The sequence below is a fragment of the Exiguobacterium artemiae 255-15 genome (genome assembly GCF_000019905.1).
GTDB lineage: Bacteria > Bacillota > Bacilli > Exiguobacteriales > Exiguobacteriaceae > Exiguobacterium_A > Exiguobacterium_A artemiae.
In genome coordinates this window covers 2,459,759-2,478,427 of sequence record NC_010556.1, presented here as the reverse complement: position 1 = coordinate 2,478,427, position 18,669 = coordinate 2,459,759, and the positions used below count along the sequence as shown (strand labels likewise).

At 49.2% G+C, this 18,669-nt stretch carries 14 protein-coding genes; 11 read left to right on the top strand and 3 right to left on the bottom strand.

Annotation, left to right across the window (positions count from 1 at the left end):
* Window positions 1–29: 29 nt before the first annotated feature.
* The 9 genes from putP to EXIG_RS12750 all read left to right on the top strand — a co-directional run bounded on the left by putP (window position 30) and on the right by EXIG_RS12750 (window position 9,964).
* Complete coding sequence (putP, locus tag EXIG_RS12790; RefSeq protein WP_012371378.1) at window positions 30–1,541, top strand: sodium/proline symporter PutP; 1,512 nt, start codon at window positions 30–32, stop codon at window positions 1,539–1,541.
* Window positions 1,542–1,715: 174 nt separating this feature from the next.
* Window positions 1,716–2,912 carry an Nramp family divalent metal transporter gene (locus tag EXIG_RS12785; RefSeq protein WP_167315852.1) on the top strand — a complete coding sequence of 399 codons (1,197 nt, stop codon included), beginning with the start codon at window positions 1,716–1,718 and terminating at the stop codon, window positions 2,910–2,912.
* A 201-nt stretch (window positions 2,913–3,113) separates the two neighbouring features.
* Complete coding sequence (gatC, locus tag EXIG_RS12780) at window positions 3,114–3,404, top strand: Asp-tRNA(Asn)/Glu-tRNA(Gln) amidotransferase subunit GatC (RefSeq protein ID WP_012371376.1); 291 nt, start codon at window positions 3,114–3,116, stop codon at window positions 3,402–3,404.
* A 16-nt stretch (window positions 3,405–3,420) separates the two neighbouring features.
* Complete coding sequence (gene gatA, locus EXIG_RS12775) at window positions 3,421–4,863, top strand: Asp-tRNA(Asn)/Glu-tRNA(Gln) amidotransferase subunit GatA (protein WP_012371375.1); 1,443 nt, start codon at window positions 3,421–3,423, stop codon at window positions 4,861–4,863.
* Between the two features lie 13 nt (window positions 4,864–4,876).
* Complete coding sequence (gene gatB / locus EXIG_RS12770) at window positions 4,877–6,310, top strand: Asp-tRNA(Asn)/Glu-tRNA(Gln) amidotransferase subunit GatB (RefSeq protein ID WP_012371374.1); 1,434 nt, start codon at window positions 4,877–4,879, stop codon at window positions 6,308–6,310.
* A gap of 146 nt (window positions 6,311–6,456) precedes the next feature.
* Window positions 6,457–7,425, top strand: a complete 969-nt coding sequence (locus EXIG_RS12765) for a diacylglycerol kinase (RefSeq protein WP_012371373.1) — start codon at window positions 6,457–6,459, stop codon at window positions 7,423–7,425.
* 29 nt (window positions 7,426–7,454) lie between these two features.
* Complete coding sequence (gene rlmD, locus EXIG_RS12760) at window positions 7,455–8,819, top strand: 23S rRNA (uracil(1939)-C(5))-methyltransferase RlmD (RefSeq protein WP_012371372.1); 1,365 nt, start codon at window positions 7,455–7,457, stop codon at window positions 8,817–8,819.
* A 178-nt stretch (window positions 8,820–8,997) separates the two neighbouring features.
* On the top strand, window positions 8,998–9,642 hold the full coding sequence (locus tag EXIG_RS12755) for a hypothetical protein (RefSeq protein ID WP_012371371.1): 645 nt from the start codon (window positions 8,998–9,000) through the stop codon (window positions 9,640–9,642).
* 16 nt (window positions 9,643–9,658) lie between these two features.
* Window positions 9,659–9,964, top strand: coding sequence for a hypothetical protein (locus EXIG_RS12750; protein WP_041261716.1), 306 nt, complete (start codon window positions 9,659–9,661; stop codon window positions 9,962–9,964).
* Between the two features lie 274 nt (window positions 9,965–10,238).
* Here EXIG_RS12750 and EXIG_RS12745 read toward each other — a convergent pair whose 3' ends face one another.
* The 3 genes from EXIG_RS12745 to EXIG_RS12735 form a co-directional block, all read right to left on the bottom strand.
* Entirely contained in the window at window positions 10,239–11,420 is a 1,182-nt protein-coding gene (locus tag EXIG_RS12745) for a CDP-glycerol glycerophosphotransferase family protein (protein ID WP_012371369.1), read from the bottom strand.
* A 21-nt stretch (window positions 11,421–11,441) separates the two neighbouring features.
* Window positions 11,442–12,596: a helix-turn-helix domain-containing protein gene (locus EXIG_RS12740; RefSeq protein ID WP_012371368.1), complete on the bottom strand. Its 1,155-nt coding sequence runs from the start codon at window positions 12,594–12,596 to the stop codon at window positions 11,442–11,444.
* A 168-nt stretch (window positions 12,597–12,764) separates the two neighbouring features.
* On the bottom strand, window positions 12,765–15,008 hold the full coding sequence (locus EXIG_RS12735) for a methyl-accepting chemotaxis protein (RefSeq protein WP_012371367.1): 2,244 nt from the start codon (window positions 15,006–15,008) through the stop codon (window positions 12,765–12,767).
* A 176-nt stretch (window positions 15,009–15,184) separates the two neighbouring features.
* Between EXIG_RS12735 and EXIG_RS12730 the strand changes: the two genes are divergently transcribed.
* Together EXIG_RS12730 and EXIG_RS12725 are read left to right on the top strand one after the other, a co-directional pair.
* Window positions 15,185–15,607, top strand: coding sequence for a CBS domain-containing protein (locus EXIG_RS12730; protein WP_012371366.1), 423 nt, complete (start codon window positions 15,185–15,187; stop codon window positions 15,605–15,607).
* A gap of 138 nt (window positions 15,608–15,745) precedes the next feature.
* Window positions 15,746–18,547, top strand: a complete 2,802-nt coding sequence (locus EXIG_RS12725) for a putative bifunctional diguanylate cyclase/phosphodiesterase (protein WP_012371365.1) — start codon at window positions 15,746–15,748, stop codon at window positions 18,545–18,547.
* Window positions 18,548–18,669: the final 122 nt, after the last annotated feature.

The window sequence follows — 18,669 nt, the reverse complement described above, 5'->3', positions numbered from 1 at the left end:
TTTTTTTTTTAGAAAAGGGGGAGCACGAGATGAACGGAATGTGGTTCGCGATTTTGTTGTATCTGGGTTTGATGGTCACACTAGGTGTCGTCGCGTATTATCGGACAAAAAACATGAACGATTATATGCTGGGAGGACGAACAATCGGACCTGTCGTCACAGCGCTCTCAGCAGGAGCCAGTGATATGAGTGGGTGGCTGTTGATGGGATTACCGGGTGCCATGTTTGCAACTGGTCTGTCCAGTGGTTGGATCGTCATCGGGTTATTGCTCGGTGCCTATGCCAACTGGCTACTCGTCGCACCACGTTTACGTGCGTATACAGCGCATGCCGGGGATGCCATCACGATTCCCGACTACTTTGAAAAGCGGTTCCACGATAAAAGTGGTGTCCTGCGTACAGTTTCAGCTGGAGTTATCTTAATATTCTTTATAATGTACGCTTCAAGTGGTTTTGTTGCCGGTGGTCGTCTGTTTGAATCCGTCTTCGGACTCGAATATACAACCGGCTTATGGATTTTGGCGGCTGTCGTCATTGCGTATGTCTTCCTCGGCGGATTCCTTGCCGTCAGTTGGACGGACGTCGTGCAGGGCATGATCATGGTCATCGCCTTGCTGATCGTTCCGGCTGTCACGCTGACGCTCAGCGGCGGAATCAATGAAACGCTTGAGACGATCCGTTCGACGGACGGTTCGAAACTCGAGCTGTTCAAAGGGCAGACTGTGATTGGGATCGTTTCCCTGCTGGCATGGGGACTTGGTTACTTTGGTCAGCCGCACATCATCGTCCGTTTTATGGCGATTCGAAACCTGCATGAAATGAAAGCGGCGCGCCGGGTCGGGATGATCTGGATGACGTTTTCGATCGTCGGGGCCATGATAACGGGATTATTCGGATATGCCTATTTCACACAACAAGGCGGAATACTCGAGAATCCGGAGAACGTTTTCATTCAATTGTCGCGTGACTTGTTCCCGGGTTTCATCACAGGGCTATTACTCGCAGCATTGCTCGCGGCCATCATGTCGACGATCTCGACGCAATTGCTCGTCTCGTCGAGTGCTGCAACCAATGATTTTTATCAGCGTTTCCTGAAACGGAATGCATCAGATAAAGAGTTGATGGTTATGGGGCGGATCATGGTTCTCGTCGTTGCACTGCTTGCGATCGCCTTATCATTTGGCGCGCAAAAATCCATTCTGACGTTGGTCGGATATGCGTGGGCCGGATTCGGTGCCGCCTTTGGACCGGTCGTCCTGTTCAGCCTATTATGGCGCCGGATGAACAAACATGGTGCCCTTGCTTCGATGATTACGGGATCGGTCGTCGTCATCGCCTGGATTTTAGTGAAGATGTACGTCAAAGATCTTCCGTTCTACATCTCGGAGATGTATGAAATGATTCCTGCATTCATCGCGTCTACCGTCGCACTTGTTGTCGGCAGTCTCTTGACGAAGGCACCAAGTCAAGCGATGTATGATGAATTCGATGAAGTACAAGCTCAACTTAAAGGAGCGGAGCAACAACGGAAAGTAGTTTGATGTTAGCAGAGAGAATGTCCGGTGCCTTGTGCGCCGGACATTCTTTTCTATAGAAGAAACTAACTTGGTGAACATATCTTTACATAAAGCATATATGTTGCCTATACGCAAAAAAAGCGTATACTAACAACTAAAGAGAGGTGAGGCAAAGTGGTAAGTCAACCGATCGTTCCAGTGGAGCGTTTGAAAAAAAGACACTATATCGGACCGGCTTTTGTCGCCGCCGTCGCTTACCTCGATCCGGGGAATTTTGCGATGAACATGACGGCAGGAGCCCAGTACGGATTTTTACTGTTGTGGGTAATTGTTGCCGCCAACCTGATGGCCGTGATGATTCAGACACTATCGGCCAAACTGGGGCTGGTCAGCAATACGAGCCTTGCGGAAGTCATTCGGGATGAACTGTCGCCGGTCATGCGAATTCTTTATTGGGCGCAGGCCGAACTCGTCGCGATGGCAACGGATTTAGCGGAGTTCGTCGGGGCGGCACTCGGTTTTAACCTGCTGTTCGGCATCGATTTGAAAATCGCCGCCTTGCTGACAGCGGTTGCTTCGTTCGTCATCCTTGGATTTGAACGGAAAGGGTTACGTCATTTTGAAGCTGTCATCGGAGCGTTAGTCCTCGTCATCGCTCTGGCGTTTGCGATTCAGGTCATTGAAGTTAAACCGGTCCTGCGCGATGTCGCCGGCGGATTGATTCCCGGATTTTCCGGAACGTCGAGCATTGTCCTTGCAGCAGGGATGCTCGGGGCGACGGTCATGCCGCATGCGATTTATCTCCATTCCGATCTAACGAAACGCCGGATGGGGACAATTGCGGATAAAAAAGGGTTGTTACGGATTCAAAAGATGGATATTTGGGCTGCGATGCTGATTGCGGGGGCAGTCAACGGCGCAATGCTTGTCATTGCCGCGACGGTCTTCTTCGGAACGAGCCAACAGGCAGAGACACTGGAAAGTATTTTTCACGGACTCGGGACGTCGCTCGGCGGCGCGGCACCTTATCTGTTTGGCGGAGCGTTACTGATTTCCGGACTTGCCTCGTCGAGTGTCGGGACGATGTCCGGGGATGCCATCATGCGCGGATTCCTGAAGATGGAGATTCCGATTTTCCTCCGGCGCAGTGTGACGATGTTACCGGCGATCCTCTTATTGTTATCCGGCTTTGACCCGACCAGGGCGTTGATTTGGAGTCAAGTCGCCTTATCGTTCGGAATTCCGTTTGCGTTAATCCCGTTGATCCGTGCCACATCCAGTGAACGGATCATGGGCAAATATAAAAATCAGCCGTTAACGAAAGGGATTTCCTGGACGATCGTCAGTATCGTCATCGTCTTCAATGTCTATCTGCTGGGGGATCTTTTATTTTGAATAATCAGACTTTTTGTTTTGCTTATCCACAGCACGGGTAATTCATTACTAGAAGCTTTCTGCCCGGAAGCTTTGCTACCCCTATAAGGACGATGGTGCGGACCTCCCCCCGATGCACCATCGTCTTTTTTGTCTGGACAAAAAGTGCTATGATTAGAAATAGTGTAAAATATATTGAAAAAGTTCCGGAGGTGGAATCAGATGGCAAAGATCAATGAAGAACAAGTCCGCCATGTGGCGCATTTAGCACGTCTCGCCGTAACAGATGAAGAGGTTCAACAATTTACCGTTCAACTCGAGAAGATTCTCGGGTTTGCTGAACAATTAAATGAGCTCGATACGACAGGGATCGAACCGACGACACACGTCCTCGATCTTAAAAACGTCTTGCGTAAAGACGAAGTACGCCCGTCACTTCCGCGTACGGAAGTAGAACGACTCGCACCTGATTGGGAAGACGGACAAGTCCGTGTCCCGGCAGTGTTCGAATAAGGAGGAGACCACCGATATGTCACTTTTTGAACATGGTGTAAAGAACTTACACACACTCGTCAAAGATGGGGAGGTCAAAGTATCTGAACTTGTCCAGGAATCCTTTGACCGGATTGACCGCGTTGATGGAAAAATCGGAGCCTTTTTGTCTCTGAATGAAGATGCTTTCGAACAGGCAAAACGGATGGACGAAATCGCGAAACACGAAGCGAACCCATTATTCGGTTTACCGATTGGTGTCAAAGACAACATCGTCACGAAAGGGATGACGACGACATGTGGTTCGAAGTTCCTCGAAAACTTCGTTCCGGCGCATGATGCGACGGTCGTCGAGCGTCTGCATGAAGCAGGAGCCATCACAATCGGTAAACTCAACATGGATGAGTTCGCGATGGGCTCATCAAACGAAAACTCGGCCTACAAGCCGGTTCGTAACCCATGGAACACAAAACACGTACCGGGCGGTTCGTCAGGCGGATCAGCAGCAGCTGTCGCGGCAGGCGAAGTTTTGTTCAGCCTCGGTTCGGATACGGGTGGTTCGATCCGTCAACCGGCTGCTTACTGTGGTGTCGTCGGCTTAAAACCGACATACGGTCTCGTCTCGCGTTACGGTCTCGTTGCCTTCGCCTCATCACTTGACCAAATCGGTCCATTGACACGGACGGTCGAAGACAATGCGTACTTATTGAGTGCGATTGCCGGACATTGTGACATGGATTCGACGTCAGCGAACGTCAACCCGACGGATTATACACAAGCACTGACAGGGGACATCAAAGGACTGAAGATTGCTGTTCCGAAAGAGTACTTCGGCGAAGGAATCAGTGAAGGCGTTAAGGAAAATATCCGTGCTGCCATCAAGAAACTTGAATCGCTTGGTGCGACGGTCGACGAAGTCTCACTTCCGAACTCGAAATATGCGCTCGCGACGTATTACCTGCTTGCTTCTTCAGAAGCCTCATCGAACTTGGCCCGTTTCGACGGAATCCGTTATGGTGTCCGCGCCGAAGCCGATGCACTCGAAGATGTCTTCAAGTATTCACGCGCTCAAGGTTTCGGTGACGAGGTCAAACGCCGGATCATGCTCGGCACATATGCCCTCAGCTCAGGTTACTACGATGCTTACTATAAAAAAGCACAACAAGCGCGGACGCTGATCAAACATGACTTCGACCAGGTCCTTGCCAACTACGACGTCATTATCGGACCAACTGCTCCGACTCCAGCCTTTGAACTCGGTGCCCAAAACGACGATCCGGTCACGATGTATGCCAATGATATCTTGACGATTCCAATCAACTTGGCAGGTGTTCCGGCAATCTCGGTCCCGGCCGGTCTTGTCGACGGATTACCGGTCGGTCTGCAAATCATCGGAAAACACTTTGACGAGGCGACGATTTATCGTGCGGCGCATGCATTTGAGCTTGCGACCGGCGGATTCGCGCTTCCGAAGTTATAAAGGAGAATGCCTTATGAACTTTGAAACGGTCATCGGTATTGAGGTCCATGCCGAATTAAATACAAATACGAAGATGTTTTGCGGCTGTGCCCGGGAATACGGTGCAGAAACGAACACGAAGACGTGCCCGATCTGTCTCGGACATCCCGGCGTCCTGCCGAAAATCAACGAAAAAGCGGTTGAACTCGCGGTTCGTGCTGCCATGGCGTTAAACTGTCATGTCGCCGATCAAACGAAATTCGACCGGAAAAACTATTTTTATCCGGATACACCGAAAGCCTATCAAATTTCACAGTTTGATCAGCCGATCGGTTTTGACGGCTACATCGATGCTGAGGTCGACGGCGAAACAAAACGTTTCCGGATTGAACGCGTCCACCTCGAAGAAGATGCCGGGAAGATGAACCACACCGGTGCCAACCATTCAGTCGTCGACTTCAACCGGACAGGTGCCCCGTTGATTGAGATCGTCAGTGAAGCGGACATGCGCTCACCAAAAGAAGCGGTCGCTTACCTCGAACGACTCAAGGAAGTCCTGCAATATGCCGGTGTCTCGGACGTTAAGATGGAAGAGGGTTCGTTACGTTGCGACTGTAACATCTCCGTCCGTCCATACGGTCAAGAGAAGTTTGGAACGAAAACCGAGTTGAAGAACTTGAACTCGTTCGGAAACGTCTTAAAAGGTCTGGAGTTCGAAGAAGACCGTCACCGTAAGCTGTTGTTATCCGGCGGTGTCATGCGTCAGGAAACACTTCGCTTTGACGAAACGAAAAAACAAACGGTCCTGATGCGGGTGAAAGAAGGCGCGTCCGATTATCGTTACTTCCCGGAACCGGATCTCGTCAAGCTGGTCCTCGACCACGACTGGAAAGAAGCAATCCGCGCCGGCATTCCGGAATTACCGGATGCCCGTCGTGTCCGCTACCAGGAAGCGCTTGGTCTGTCGGCGTATGATGCGAAACAATTGACGGTCACACGTGAGATGGCCGAGTATTTCGAAGCGACGATTGCAGCCGGTGCGGAACCGAAAGCCGCTGCCAACTGGACGGTTGGGGAAGTCCAAGGTCACTTGAACAAATCGACAGAAACGTTCGACACGATCAAGCTCACACCGGCCCGTCTTGCTGAAATGATCGAACTGATTGCCGGTGGAACGATTTCATCGAAAATCGCGAAACAAGTCTTTACGGCAGTCATCGAACAAGGTGTCGAACCACGCGCTTACGTCGAAGAACAAGGACTCGCGCAAATCTCGGACGAAGGACTGCTTCGCGGACTGGTCGTCGAGATGTTCGAAGCCAACCCGGCAGTCGTTGAAGAACTGGTCAACGGCCGTGATCGGAAAAAAGGGTTTGTCATCGGTCAAATCATGAAAAAAACAAAAGGAATGGCGAATCCGGCTCTGCTCGATCAGCTGTTCTACGAAGAACTCGAAAAATTAAAATAAGTCTTGCTGAAGCGCCGCTCTCCTCTCCTAAACCAAGAGAAGGAAGCGGGGCTTCTTTTTTTGCCTTTGTAATGTGCCGGTACTTCATGTAAAATAAAACAGTTATGTATCAAATGGATCGGTTGAGTAAAAAAGGAGAAAATCTTATGAGACCTAGAGCGCGAGTGATTTATAACCCGACTTCCGGGAAAGAGATGGTAAAGCGAAATCTGCCGTATATCTTAGACCGGCTGGAAGCAGCGGGTTATGAGACTTCCGTCTATTCGACGAAAGCGGTCGGTGACGCGACATATGAAGCAGCACGGGCCTGTGAAGCCGAATTTGACCTTGTCGTTGCTGCAGGTGGAGATGGCACGTTAAACGAAGTGATCAGTGGCATGGCATCGTATCCGGTGCGTCCGAAACTCGGTGTCTTACCGGTCGGAACGACGAATGACTTTGGCCGGGCGATGCGGATTCCTTTGACGATTGAAGGGGCGATGGATGTCATCTGTACCGGGTACACGATGCCCGTCGACATCGGAAAAATCGAAGGGACGACAGGCACCCACTACTTTATCAACATCGCAGGTGGTGGCATCATGACGGAACTTTCGTATGAAGTTCCATCAAAACTGAAGACGGCACTCGGACAGTTGGCGTATTACGTCAAAGGGATGGAAAAACTCCCGCAAATCCGTCCGACCTATGTCGAGCTCGAACACGAACGCGGGATTTTTAAAGGCGAAGTCATGTTGTTTTTGACTTCGAACACCAATTCTGTAGGCGGTTTTGAAAAACTTTCACCGAATGCTTCCCTCAATGATGGACGCTTTGATTTATTCATTTTGAAAAAATGTAATCTCGTTGAGTTAATCCGCGTCATGCGGTTGGCGTTAAAGGGAGACCACTTCTCTGATCCATGTATTGAACATGTGACGACGTCATTCGTCCGGATGCGAAATACATCCGAGATGAGCTTGAACATCGATGGCGAGTTTGGCGGAATTTGTGAAGGGGAGATGACGAATCTTCAATCGCATTTCGACGTCATGACGCCGAAGTTCCGGATCGACGAGATGGAAACGATCAATTTACAGCTACAGGCACAAGAACAGGAAACGAATCTCGCGTAAGACGCGGGATTTTCTAGGAGGAAAACAATATGATTCCAGTACAAAAAAACGATGAGCACGTCGTCGATATCGTCGACTTGACGCACGACGGTTCAGGAGTTGCCCGGATTGACGGCTACACGGTCTTCATTCCCGGTGCTTTGCCGACGGAACAAGTCAAAATCAGAATTACAAAAACGACGAAATCATACGGTTTCGGACGGATCATCCGTCAAAAAACGAAGAGTGTCGATCGTGTCGAGCCGCCTTGCCCGGTCTATAACCAGTGCGGCGGTTGCCAGTTGCAGCACCTCTCGTATGATGCGGAACTGAAATTCAAACACAACCGTGTTCGTGATGCGTTCGCGCGTCTTGCCGGTCTTGAGATTCCGGTCCACGAAACGATGGGCATGGAAGATCCATGGGGTTACCGCAACAAGGCACAAGTCCCGGTCGCGTTCCAATCCAACAAGTTAATGGCTGGTTTTTATCAAAAACGCAGTCACCGGATCATCGATATGGATTACTGTCTGATTCAAAATAAAGAGAATGACGATGCCATCCAAGCTGTCCGGAAAGTACTGGCTGACCTGAAGGTTCCGGCTTACGATGAAAAGAAAAACAGCGGTGTCATCCGTCACATCATGGCACGCCACGGGTACCACACAAACGAATTGATGATCGTCCTCGTGACGAAGGTCAAACAATTGCGCGGTGCTGATAAAATCGTCGAAGGCATCTTAAAAGCTGTCCCGAACGTTACATCGATTCAGCAAAACATCAACCCGGATGAGACGAATGTCATCCTCGGAAAACGGAACATCGTCTTACACGGACCGTCTGTCATCCGCGATCAAATCGCCGGATTGACGTATGAAATTTCACCGCATTCGTTCTTCCAGGTCAATCCGTTGCAAACGGAAAAACTGTACGGAAAAGCGCTGGAATACGCGCAATTGACAGGCGATGAAATCGTCGTTGATGCGTACTGCGGAATCGGTTCGATTTCATTATCGCTCGCCCAAAAGGCAAAACACGTCTACGGCATTGAAATGGTACCGCAAGCGATTGACGACGCACGCCGGAATGCAAAAGCTAACGGCATCGATAACGTTTCGTTCGAATACGGAACGGCAGAAACGGTCATGCCGGCACTCGTTAAAGGCGGCATCAAGCCGGACGTCATCGTCGTTGACCCGCCGCGTAAAGGCTGTGACGAAGAATTCCTCCGTGCTGCTGCTGAAGTCGCGCCAAAGCGGATCGTTTACGTTTCTTGTAACGCTTCAACACAAGCGCGTGACGCGAAGCTTCTTGCTGAACTCGGCTACAAGCTGATGGAAGTCACACCGGTCGATATGTTCCCGCATACGACACACGTCGAGAGCGTTGCCTTGTTCGTACGTGAAGAAAACTAATCAATCTAACCTTGAGACTCCATCGACGGAACGGAAATTTCGTTTCATCGTTGGAGTCTTTTTTTGTTCGAATTAGAGGTTATCAAGGGAAATCCGGACGAAACATTTTATTTTAAAAATGTGATAAAATGTAAATGTAAATTTATTTATTCCATTTTGAAGGGGAGAATGGTCAAGTATGGCTCATCAGAACGTTCAAGCATTTGGTACTTTTGTAAAAGTAGGGGACCGGATTCATCGGAATGAAACGTATCTGCAATGGGGCGAAGGGACGAACTCACTTGGCGCCTGCCTCTTGCTTAATCCCGGATCCGCAAGATTAACAAAGGATCTAGATACGGTTCTTCATGCGACTGGACGAGCGACTGGACCGATCCACGCGAATGATCCAACTATGAAACAGCTGATCCGGATCGTTGAACAGATTCATACGGATCATCAACCCTTATCCGGAAGATTCCACTTGTATAACTTGTTTCAACTTCGTCACGGGCAGAATGTTGAGTCCATTAAATACTTCGAAGAATTATCCCGACTTGGAATGTATGATTCGAGTGACTCCTTTGCGTCTGTTGAAGAATTAAAGACGCATCCCTGGTTGCTTATCGGTTGGGGTGTCGAAAATCGGAAATCATGGCTTCATCTCAATCAAGCGAAACAAGAGTGGATGAGACGAATTAAAGCATCAGGGGTTCCTTTTTTCGGAAAAGAAAAGCAGGGAACGACAGACTACTATCATCCGTCTCCTCAAAGGGTAGCCGATCGAAATGTTCGCTTTGGAGAACTTGTCGAGTTGCATCAAACCAAATTTCGTGGGAATTGAAACGGGGGACAATCATTTGAAGGGAACATGGGAAGAAATACTGGTACTACGCTTTGAAGGTGGACGTGTCACCTTGATGGGACAGAAACAACCGGACGGACAATGGGTGTTCCTAAAAGAAACAAACGAATCCGCATTTTTTGACGAAGAAGATGAAGATAATCTGAACGCCCTTCTTCAGACGAAGTCGTCTGTCGTTCATAGTTGGGAAGAAGCGACAAAGTTACTGGGAAAAGATTGGGAGAGAAAAAGACCTGCTTATGTTCATCCGGAATTTGAAGAGCTGGTGCCAAAGCAATCGCTCCGACGACCAAGAAGATGAACTAACTTAATCGGGTTTTTCTTAAAGTGATATACAAAAAACCGGAATGACTTTCTTCTTCTTGTATAGAAAAAGAAAGTCATTCCGGTTTTTTAGTGGTGCCGCAAAATAAAAATGCGTATGCAAAAGAGCAGGAAAGACGAAGACTCCTGCGGGAAAAGCGAAACCGGTGAGACCCCGGAAGACGCGTATGCGTCGAGGAGGCTCGCCGTTCGCCCGAGGAAAGCGAAGTCTTTCCTGCGAATCAATGCAGGTAAGGAAGCTTTATTTAATTTTATTTAAACAAAGCATCAACAACCCGTTGACTGGCTTTCCCGTCATCGAGGCTGCAAAAGCGTTCCTGGAACGCGGTGTATTTCTCTTCGTACTGTTTGGACTGTGTTGCAATGTCTTCGATATAATCGATGACCTGATCACTTTCTTTTAACAGTGGACCGGGAACGACCGCTTCAAAATCAAAATAGAATCCCCGGAGGATGGAAGCGTATTTCTCTAAATCATACGTAAAGAATAACATCGGACGGTTCAAGTGAGCATAATCGAAGAAGACGGACGAGTAATCCGTAATCAACAGATCACTGATCAGATACAGTTCCGCGATATCGCCGTAAGCGGACACGTCGTATGCAAACCCGTCAAACGCCGTCAAGTCCAGGTGTTCCGCAATCAAGTAGTGCATCCGTAACAGAACGATGTAGTCGTCACCTAAACGGGATTGAATCTGTTTCAAATCCAGTTTGAGATTAAACCGGTACTGACCTTTCGTTACGAACTCGTCGTCCCGCCAGGTCGGTGCATACAAGATGACTTTTTTACCGGGCGGCAATCGCAGTGACTGTTTGATCTGTCCGGCTTGTTGCTGACGGTCCGGCGCATACAACAGGTCATTTCGCGGATAACCGGTTTCAAGAAGCAGTCCCCGGAAATCAAAGGCCCGTTTGAAAATGGCGCTGGAATAGAGATTGGGTGAAAGCAGATAGTTCCATTCCTTGGCCTGGGCAGAAAAGTTCTTTTTGTACTGTTCGGTATTCGTACCCGGCATATGGACCTCATCCATGTCGAGTCCGAGCCGTTTTAAAGGAGTCCCGTGCCAGGTCTGTAAATACATCGTTTCCCGTCGTTTTTTTAAGCTGAGCGGCTGACGGGTGTTAAATATCCAGTACTGCGCCCGGGCCATCAGGTAATAGTATTTCGGGCTGTTCCGCAATACCCAGTTCGGACAAGCTGCCTTGACTGCGGCGTTCGGTTCTTTGGCAAAAATCCAGACGAGTTCAAGTTCCGGACGCTGTTTTTGAAGTGTCAGGTAGAGCGCTTTCGGATTGTCCGAATAACCGCGACCTAAAAAGCTTTCAAACAGGACAAGATTTTTTTGAACCGGAAGCTGTTGAAACAGCCGATAGAGAAGCAATCCTTTATGGATTTTCTTGCGGCGGATTTTCGTAAGTAGCTGTGTCATGTCATACTCCTTTAAAAAAGATTAAAAATGATGTTGTCTGTAATGAGTCGGTGTCTCGCCGGTCGTCTGTTTGAACGCCTGACTAAAATGACTTTGACTCGAGAAATGTAACTTGTTCGAGATCGTCAGCAGGGAATCATCCGTCGAACGCAACAGCCGTTTCGCTTCACGAATCCGTTCACGAATGACGTAACGCGCGAGCGGAAGTCCCGTCTCTTCCTTGAACAGGACGGATAAATAATTTGATGAAACGTGAATCGCCTGGCTGATGGACGAGACTGATAACGGATCATACAAGTGCTGCTGGATATAACGGATCGCGGCGAGTACGTGCGGCGAATGGCGCAACTCCTGAATCTGTTTGACGGCCTCTGCAAAGCTGACCGTGATCCGGACGTGGCGGTTACGCAGCTCGGAAATACTGTTTGCCGCTTCAATCGATTCAATCATCCGGTCGCTGAGCATAAAGGATTCATCCGGTTCCAGCCCGCCGTTAATCGCAGCCCGGGCGCTCAATAACACTGTGCCGAGCAACAGATTTTTTTCCGCCCGTAACGGCTGGTGCCGCGCGAGTGATCCGAATTCACCGTAAGCGGGTAGAGAGTAGGTCGTCGCCAAGCGTTCGCTTTGTCCGGACGAAATCCATTCGATGATCTGCTGTTCCCGCTCCCAGGCCTTGATGTAGGCAGTCGTTGCAGTATGAGGGGAAACATCGGCAATCAGCGGAATTTCCTGCTCTTCGCTTTCCGATTCGGTTCGGATGTCCCGTTTAGCGAGTTGCTGGCCGGTCAGTAAACGGTGGACCAGATGAGCGCAGTCGATCAACCGGTTTTCCGTCGTCCGGGTCAAGGCTTTATAAAATTGATGGAACGCTTCATCCTGAATGTGCGCACGGAACAGAGCCGATTGCAGTAAGACCGGACCGATCCGGTACTGTCCTTGTTCCTGGACGGGAATAAACAGGTAAGCCGTTCCATCTTTTAAGGTATACAGGAGCGGTGTCTGATCCGGTGCCGGCCATTCCTGTTCGATCGATAACCGGCTCGGATGCGAAGGCGCGGCAGGACTGATATCCAGTTTCTCACCGGTCAGGGACTGGTACGAAACAAAAAAGCCCGTCGTCCCGTAAAGACTTTCCGCGATTTGAATCAAATCTTCTGTTGATAAGGGCGACACTGGAGTTCCTCCGTTCTTTAAAAACGTGTTGTTTTCAGTTTACGTCGTGTCCCGATGATTGTATAGCAAGAATCATTTGAAGCCGAGAAGACATTTAAAAAAACAAAAGACATCAACGGCCCGTTTGTTCAGGCGGTTGATGTCTTTTTGAGTTGGAAGGAAAATCGTTTACCGGGGAGCATCGTCAGAAGAGTCTGAGTCAGCCGAATCAGCCGATTCATCGTCCTTTGACGTTTGCTCGGGTTCAGCATGTTCATCGAGTGAAGCCGCTACTTCGTCGTAAGACAGGTCGTGTACGAGTGGTTCAGATGTTTCAGCCGGAGGGAGAAGTTCGTCCCCGTCGATCGGTTCATCGACTTGGAAGTCGACGGTCAAGGCATGGAGTTCCGTTGCGATTTGCGCGAGATGAGCCGCTGCTGTCGTGACGGCTTCGATCGTCGCATTTGTTTCCTGGATGCTTGCGGCACTCGTCTCGATGCCGGCAGCATTTTCTTCCGTCAAGGCAAGAATCGTTCCCATCGCGTCAGAAACCTCTTCGGTCGCATGAGTCAGGGCACTGATATCTCCCGTCAAAGATTCTGTCCGGTTCGAGACATGCTGGACGGACCCGGCAATCTGTTCGAAATCGACTCCGGTCGTCTTGACCGATTCGAGCGAGTGTTTTAAGTCATCCATGACGCCGTTCATCGCACCCATCGCCGTCTGCGTTTCATGTTGGATGTTATCGAGTAACTGTTTGATTTGTTTCGCGGACTGATCACTTTCTTCGGCCAGTTTCCGCACTTCACTCGCGACGACGGCAAACCCGCGTCCCTGTTCCCCGACACGTGCCGCCTCGATGGCCGCGTTTAAAGCCAAGAGATTGGTTTGACTAGAGATGGCCTGTAACGTTCCGAGAATCTTGCCGATTTCTTCAGAGCGTTTGCCGAGGAAGTCGGATGTATTTTGAATCTCCTGTTCCAATGAATCAGAATGCTGTAACAGATCCGTGATAGTCTGTTTCGTCAGGCGACTGCCACGTGTCGCGGCAGAGGCGACAGATGCGACTTCGGTCAGTGTTTCGGTAGCGGCAGTCTGCATTGCGATCGATCGTTCTTTGACACCGTAAACCGCATGGGAAGAACGTTCCGCTTGTTTCGTCTGCGTTTCACCGGCAGCAGCGATTTCTTCCATTGTCTGTCCGATTTGAACCGATGCATTTTGAACATGAACGGCATTTGACGATAAATCGTGCGAAGCATCCCGGACGGTGCCGGCGGACTCGGTCATCGCTGTAATTGTTTGCCGGAGCTTTTGGCGCATGGCGTCAAAGTTTTCGCCGAGATCCGACAGTTCATCGCGGATCCAGCGTTTCGTGCGGTTCGTTGTGCGTAAATCACCGTTTGCGATGGCTAACGCCTCACGGCGAAGACCGGCTAACGGTCGATGGATGGAACGGCCGATGAGCCAGGCGATTAAAGTTGCCAAGGCGATTGCAATGACGAAGTTGATCAACGATTGTGTCAGCATTGCGTCCTTAGGAGCATACAACGAGTCATAATCGAGAACGACCGCCAGTTTAAAGCCCGTCTTCGAGGACAGTTGCCAGATGACGACGGATTTTTTTCCGCCGACCTCCATGATCGTCGAACCGGATTCCTGACTGATCATTTGTTTAGGGGCTTCGAAATACGCTTTTCCATCTTCGCGTAACTGGTCGACTTTCTTAAAGAAATAGTTTTTATTCGGATGCGTGACGATCTGACCGTCTTTTGTATAACTGAAGACAAATCCTTTTTGACCGATTTCAATCCGTTTCATGTCTTCCGATAACCGGTCGACACTTTTATAGACGGATAAGACACCTTTGATATTCGCCTGATCATCGAGCGCTGCTTTTGAAAAACCGATGACCGAAAGCTTGGTAGCTTGATCATAGTACGGTTCGCTCATCGCGACCGTACTCGAATTTTCCAACGCCTGTTTGTACCAGACGTCCTGGCGTGGATCGTATCCCGACGCGGCTTCCTGTTTCGGCCAATTTAAATAACCGCCCTTGGTATCCGCATATTGGACAAAGGAATTTTCGATTTTGGATGAACCGTATTTTTCGAGGACGCTGTAGATGTCTTTCGCTTTTTGGGACGGGAGTTCCGCTCCCGGTTCCGGTGTATTGCTTATGTAACTCGGCAGTTGTCCGTTCGTCCGGTTAAACGGGAGACCGGCCAACAGGGTCGTATCTTTTTTTGTGTCATCGATGATACGGGAGAAGGATTGCTCAAGCTGTTTTAAGGCCGTTTGGGAGGTCGAATCGACCAACCGTTCGACAGTCTGACTCGTCTGATTATATGAAAACCAGGTCGAGACTCCTAACGTGAGAGCGGGCAGTAAAATCAACCCGATGAAAAGCCGGCGTGTAATCGGAAGACGCATGTGTAATTCTCCTATCTTTTTAAATAGTCTTTAAAATCTGTCTATTCTGATTATCGGAAGGGTAGTACTAAATATGAAGGAATTGTGGGGAGATTTTCATGATTTGGGAACTGAACGAAACCTGAGTTCATGATAAAATAGAAGCGGTGTCACAGAGTGGCTAGGGAGGAACGAACATGAATATTGCTTTTTTCTTATTACCAAAAGACGAAGTGAAATACTTAGATCCTGAATCAACGGTCAGACAAGCACTTGAAAAGATGAAACATCATCGATTCACATCGGTCCCACTCGTTGATGACAAAGGAAAATATGCAGGAACCCTGACGGAAGGGGATGTCCTGTGGGCACTTGAAAAAAATCTTGAACATGCGGATTACGATCATGTTCTGCAAACCCGTTTAACGGATATCAAACAGCGTGTCCGGTACAAACCGGTCTCGATCACAGCACAGATGGAAGAGATGATTGAAGTCATCACCGATCAAAATTTCGTACCGGTCATCGATGACGGGAAACACTTTATCGGCATCATTCGTCGCCGTGACATCATTGACTATTTTGCTAAAAAAGTGGCACGCGAGAACGTTCAATACTAAAATCTAGTATAAAAAGCACTGATTTTCACGAAAAGTGGGAAGAAGTGCTTTTTATTGACCCTTTTTAACTGCTTTTGACTTCACGAACCGTCCCGACAAGACGATATAGAAACATAATGACAAGTTAGGGAGGACGATGTGTTGCGACGTTTATCACCAGTCTCCATCGTAGAAGCATTCCGAAAACGCTCCTACTACAAAACGTTCTCATGGATGATTTCAGTTATTGGTCTGTTAGCGTTGTTGATCGCGACGCAACAACTGGTAAAGAATCTGGAAGAAGGATATCAGTTCAAACGCTCAAGCGAGATGATGGATATTTTTGAACGACTCAATCAGGTTGAACGGGATGTGACGAATGAGTATTACCTCACCTTAAGTGAAACGACGGGAGATGCCGTTGCGACACGGACCGAGACGTGGCAACAAACGAAAACGGAACTGACGGCACTTGGCCGGCAGATCAAGCAGCTCCGGATGGAAGGACCTGCTCAAAAAGAACTCCTGTCTGAAATCAACCGGCTGCAGACCGGCGGATATCAGTCGGAGCATCAATTTTTTCAGGCAGCGACTGCCTATAAAAGCGAAGTCCTGTTCAACCAACTGTATTTGAGCGGCGAGACCGGGACCTATTACACGTTTTTCTCGAATCTCTTTTTGATGCAGGAAGAGCTTGGCCGGGCGGGACAGTTTTTAGTGAGCATTAACCGGGAGAATCAATTGAACTCGATTGATCTGTTGCGCCTTCGTCAGACACGCCAGGAGCTGAACTCACGGAACAACGCTTTGATCCAGTCCTTTTACGCAACGATGCGGCCGGAAGATGAAGAGCTTCGCCGGGATATCTCGGTGATGAGCAATCAGATGTACGCCTATTTACGAATGATCGATGCGACCATCAATCAACCGGAACTGAAACAATACGGAACGATGGACGAAGTGGCAAAGCGGTATCAAACCAGTATGTACCGGTCGTTTGATCAAGGGATTGCCGATGTTCAGACCGAAATGACGGATCATGGAAATACGTTGATCCGAAATGCCTGGCTGATGTTCATTGCGACGTGCTGTGTGATTCTGCTTCTGCTTTGGCTGACCTTATCCCTGTTACGGGCATTCCGAAAGGACTTACATATTTTGCAGGCGGAAGCCGACTTTTTTGCGGAAGGTCCGAAACAGTCGCATCATCAGGTGCCGGAGTTAAATGACTTCCATCCGGTCGTTGAAGCGTTCCGGACGATGACGACGATCATTTCCGGATTACTCGATTATAACGATAAAAAAACGATGGAAATCAAACAGAAGAAAGCAGAAATCGAATCCTTATTTTCTCAAAATACGAATCCGATTGTTGCACTCTCCTCTGATTTTCAACTGCTCAGCGGAAATGACCGTTTCAAACAGTTGGCCCAGTCGTCTGAATTGATGACAATCGAGGAACTGATTCATCCGGCAGATTTAAACCGTGTCCGCCGGACCCTCAACCGGGCAATCGACGGGTACAGCCAGACCATCCGTTGCCAGATGATTTTCAAGCAGGACATTCGGAACATGTTCGTCAACATCATTCATGTTCCTTCGAAAAACGGCAACGGAACGGCACTTTATCTGACCTGTCATGATGAGACCGATCAATTTAAGCGCGAAGAAAAGATCACGCAACTGGCCCTGTTTGATGTGCTGACCTCTTTGTTGAACCGGAACGGGTTTGAGCAAAAGATGGAGGAAGCCATCGCTGCGCCGCAACCGGGAGAACTGGTGACGATCGGCGTCCGGCAGTTCAGACGGATCAACGATATCTACGGACACAGTGCCGGTGATCAAATCCTAAAAGAACTGGCAAACCGCTTGCGTCACCATTTCATCGGGACAGGTTCAGCAGCCCGGATTGGCGGCGATGAGTTTGCCGTCCTGATTTTCCAACAGGAGATCGTTGATTACCGCGATCTGAAAACGATTTTGGAACGTCCTTACCGGATTGACGGTGAAAAAATCGATGTCAGTATCAGTATGAGTATGGTCCGTTATCCGGATGATGCGGTCGCGGTGACGTCGTTGCTGTCTTCCGTCGACATCGCGATGCAGCATGCGAAACGGGAACAGACCGGTGGACCGATCTGGTTTGAGTCCTGGATGAGTGAAGAATACCGGGAATCCGTCGTTCTCGAAGCCGAGTTGCGGGAAGCAATTGCCCGGAACGAACTGCAACTGTTTTATCAGCCGCAAGTCAATCTGAAAACTAAAACGGTCGACGGATGCGAAGCCTTGTTGCGCTGGTTCCATCCCGAGCGTGGGATGATCAGTCCGGCTGTCTTCATCCCGATTGCCGAACGGTCGATGCTGATTGAAGAAATCGGAATGTGGGTGGTCCAGGAATCCGTCAATCAGGTCAGACGATGGGAAGGGACACCGCTTGAGTCACTTCGTGTGTCCGCCAATCTATCCGTCAAAGAACTGGTCTCCGGCCGGATCGTCGAGTTGTTGACGAATGTCCGGGATCTTTATCCCGGGATTGAACAACGGATGGAGCTGGAAATTACCGAATCATTTGGTGTCTTTTCCGATACACGGGTCTTTGATGCCTTACAGACGCTGCATCGACTCGGTTACCGGCTGGCGATTGACGACTTCGGAACCGGCTATTCCTCGCTGTCGTATTTGAGCCGTTTGCCGATTCAACGACTGAAGATTGACCGTTCGTTCATCAGTGGAACGGATGCCTGTTCAAATGCTCCGTTAATCGAGACAATCATCCGACTCGCCCATACGTTAAAGTATGATGTCGTGGCGGAAGGGATTGAACAGGCCGAACAGGGAGAGAACTTACGAAAGCTCGATTGTGAGTATGGTCAAGGGTTCTATTACTCTCGTCCGATTCCGGCTGATGAATTCGAAATCTGGTATGACCGTTATCAAGAAGATATTAAACAATCCGGATGATCCATTCATCCGATATCATCTGCATACGAAAAGTGACCGCTTCCCGGCTGGTGTCGGGAGCGGTCACTTTTCGTTTGAATGGAACCGTCTTTAAATTCTTTTGATGAAATCAGAAACTAAAA

Coding starts and splice junctions, on each gene's coding strand:
- putP (WP_012371378.1), top strand. CDS start 30: ATGAACGGAATGTGGTTCGCGATTTTGTTGTATCTGGGTTTGATGGTC.
- EXIG_RS12745 (WP_012371369.1), bottom strand. CDS start 11,420: ATGACACAGCTACTTACGAAAATCCGCCGCAAGAAAATCCATAAAGGA.
- EXIG_RS12765 (WP_012371373.1), top strand. CDS start 6,457: ATGAGACCTAGAGCGCGAGTGATTTATAACCCGACTTCCGGGAAAGAG.
- gatA (WP_012371375.1), top strand. CDS start 3,421: ATGTCACTTTTTGAACATGGTGTAAAGAACTTACACACACTCGTCAAA.
- rlmD (WP_012371372.1), top strand. CDS start 7,455: ATGATTCCAGTACAAAAAAACGATGAGCACGTCGTCGATATCGTCGAC.
- gatC (WP_012371376.1), top strand. CDS start 3,114: ATGGCAAAGATCAATGAAGAACAAGTCCGCCATGTGGCGCATTTAGCA.
- EXIG_RS12735 (WP_012371367.1), bottom strand. CDS start 15,008: ATGCGTCTTCCGATTACACGCCGGCTTTTCATCGGGTTGATTTTACTG.
- EXIG_RS12755 (WP_012371371.1), top strand. CDS start 8,998: ATGGCTCATCAGAACGTTCAAGCATTTGGTACTTTTGTAAAAGTAGGG.
- EXIG_RS12730 (WP_012371366.1), top strand. CDS start 15,185: ATGAATATTGCTTTTTTCTTATTACCAAAAGACGAAGTGAAATACTTA.
- gatB (WP_012371374.1), top strand. CDS start 4,877: ATGAACTTTGAAACGGTCATCGGTATTGAGGTCCATGCCGAATTAAAT.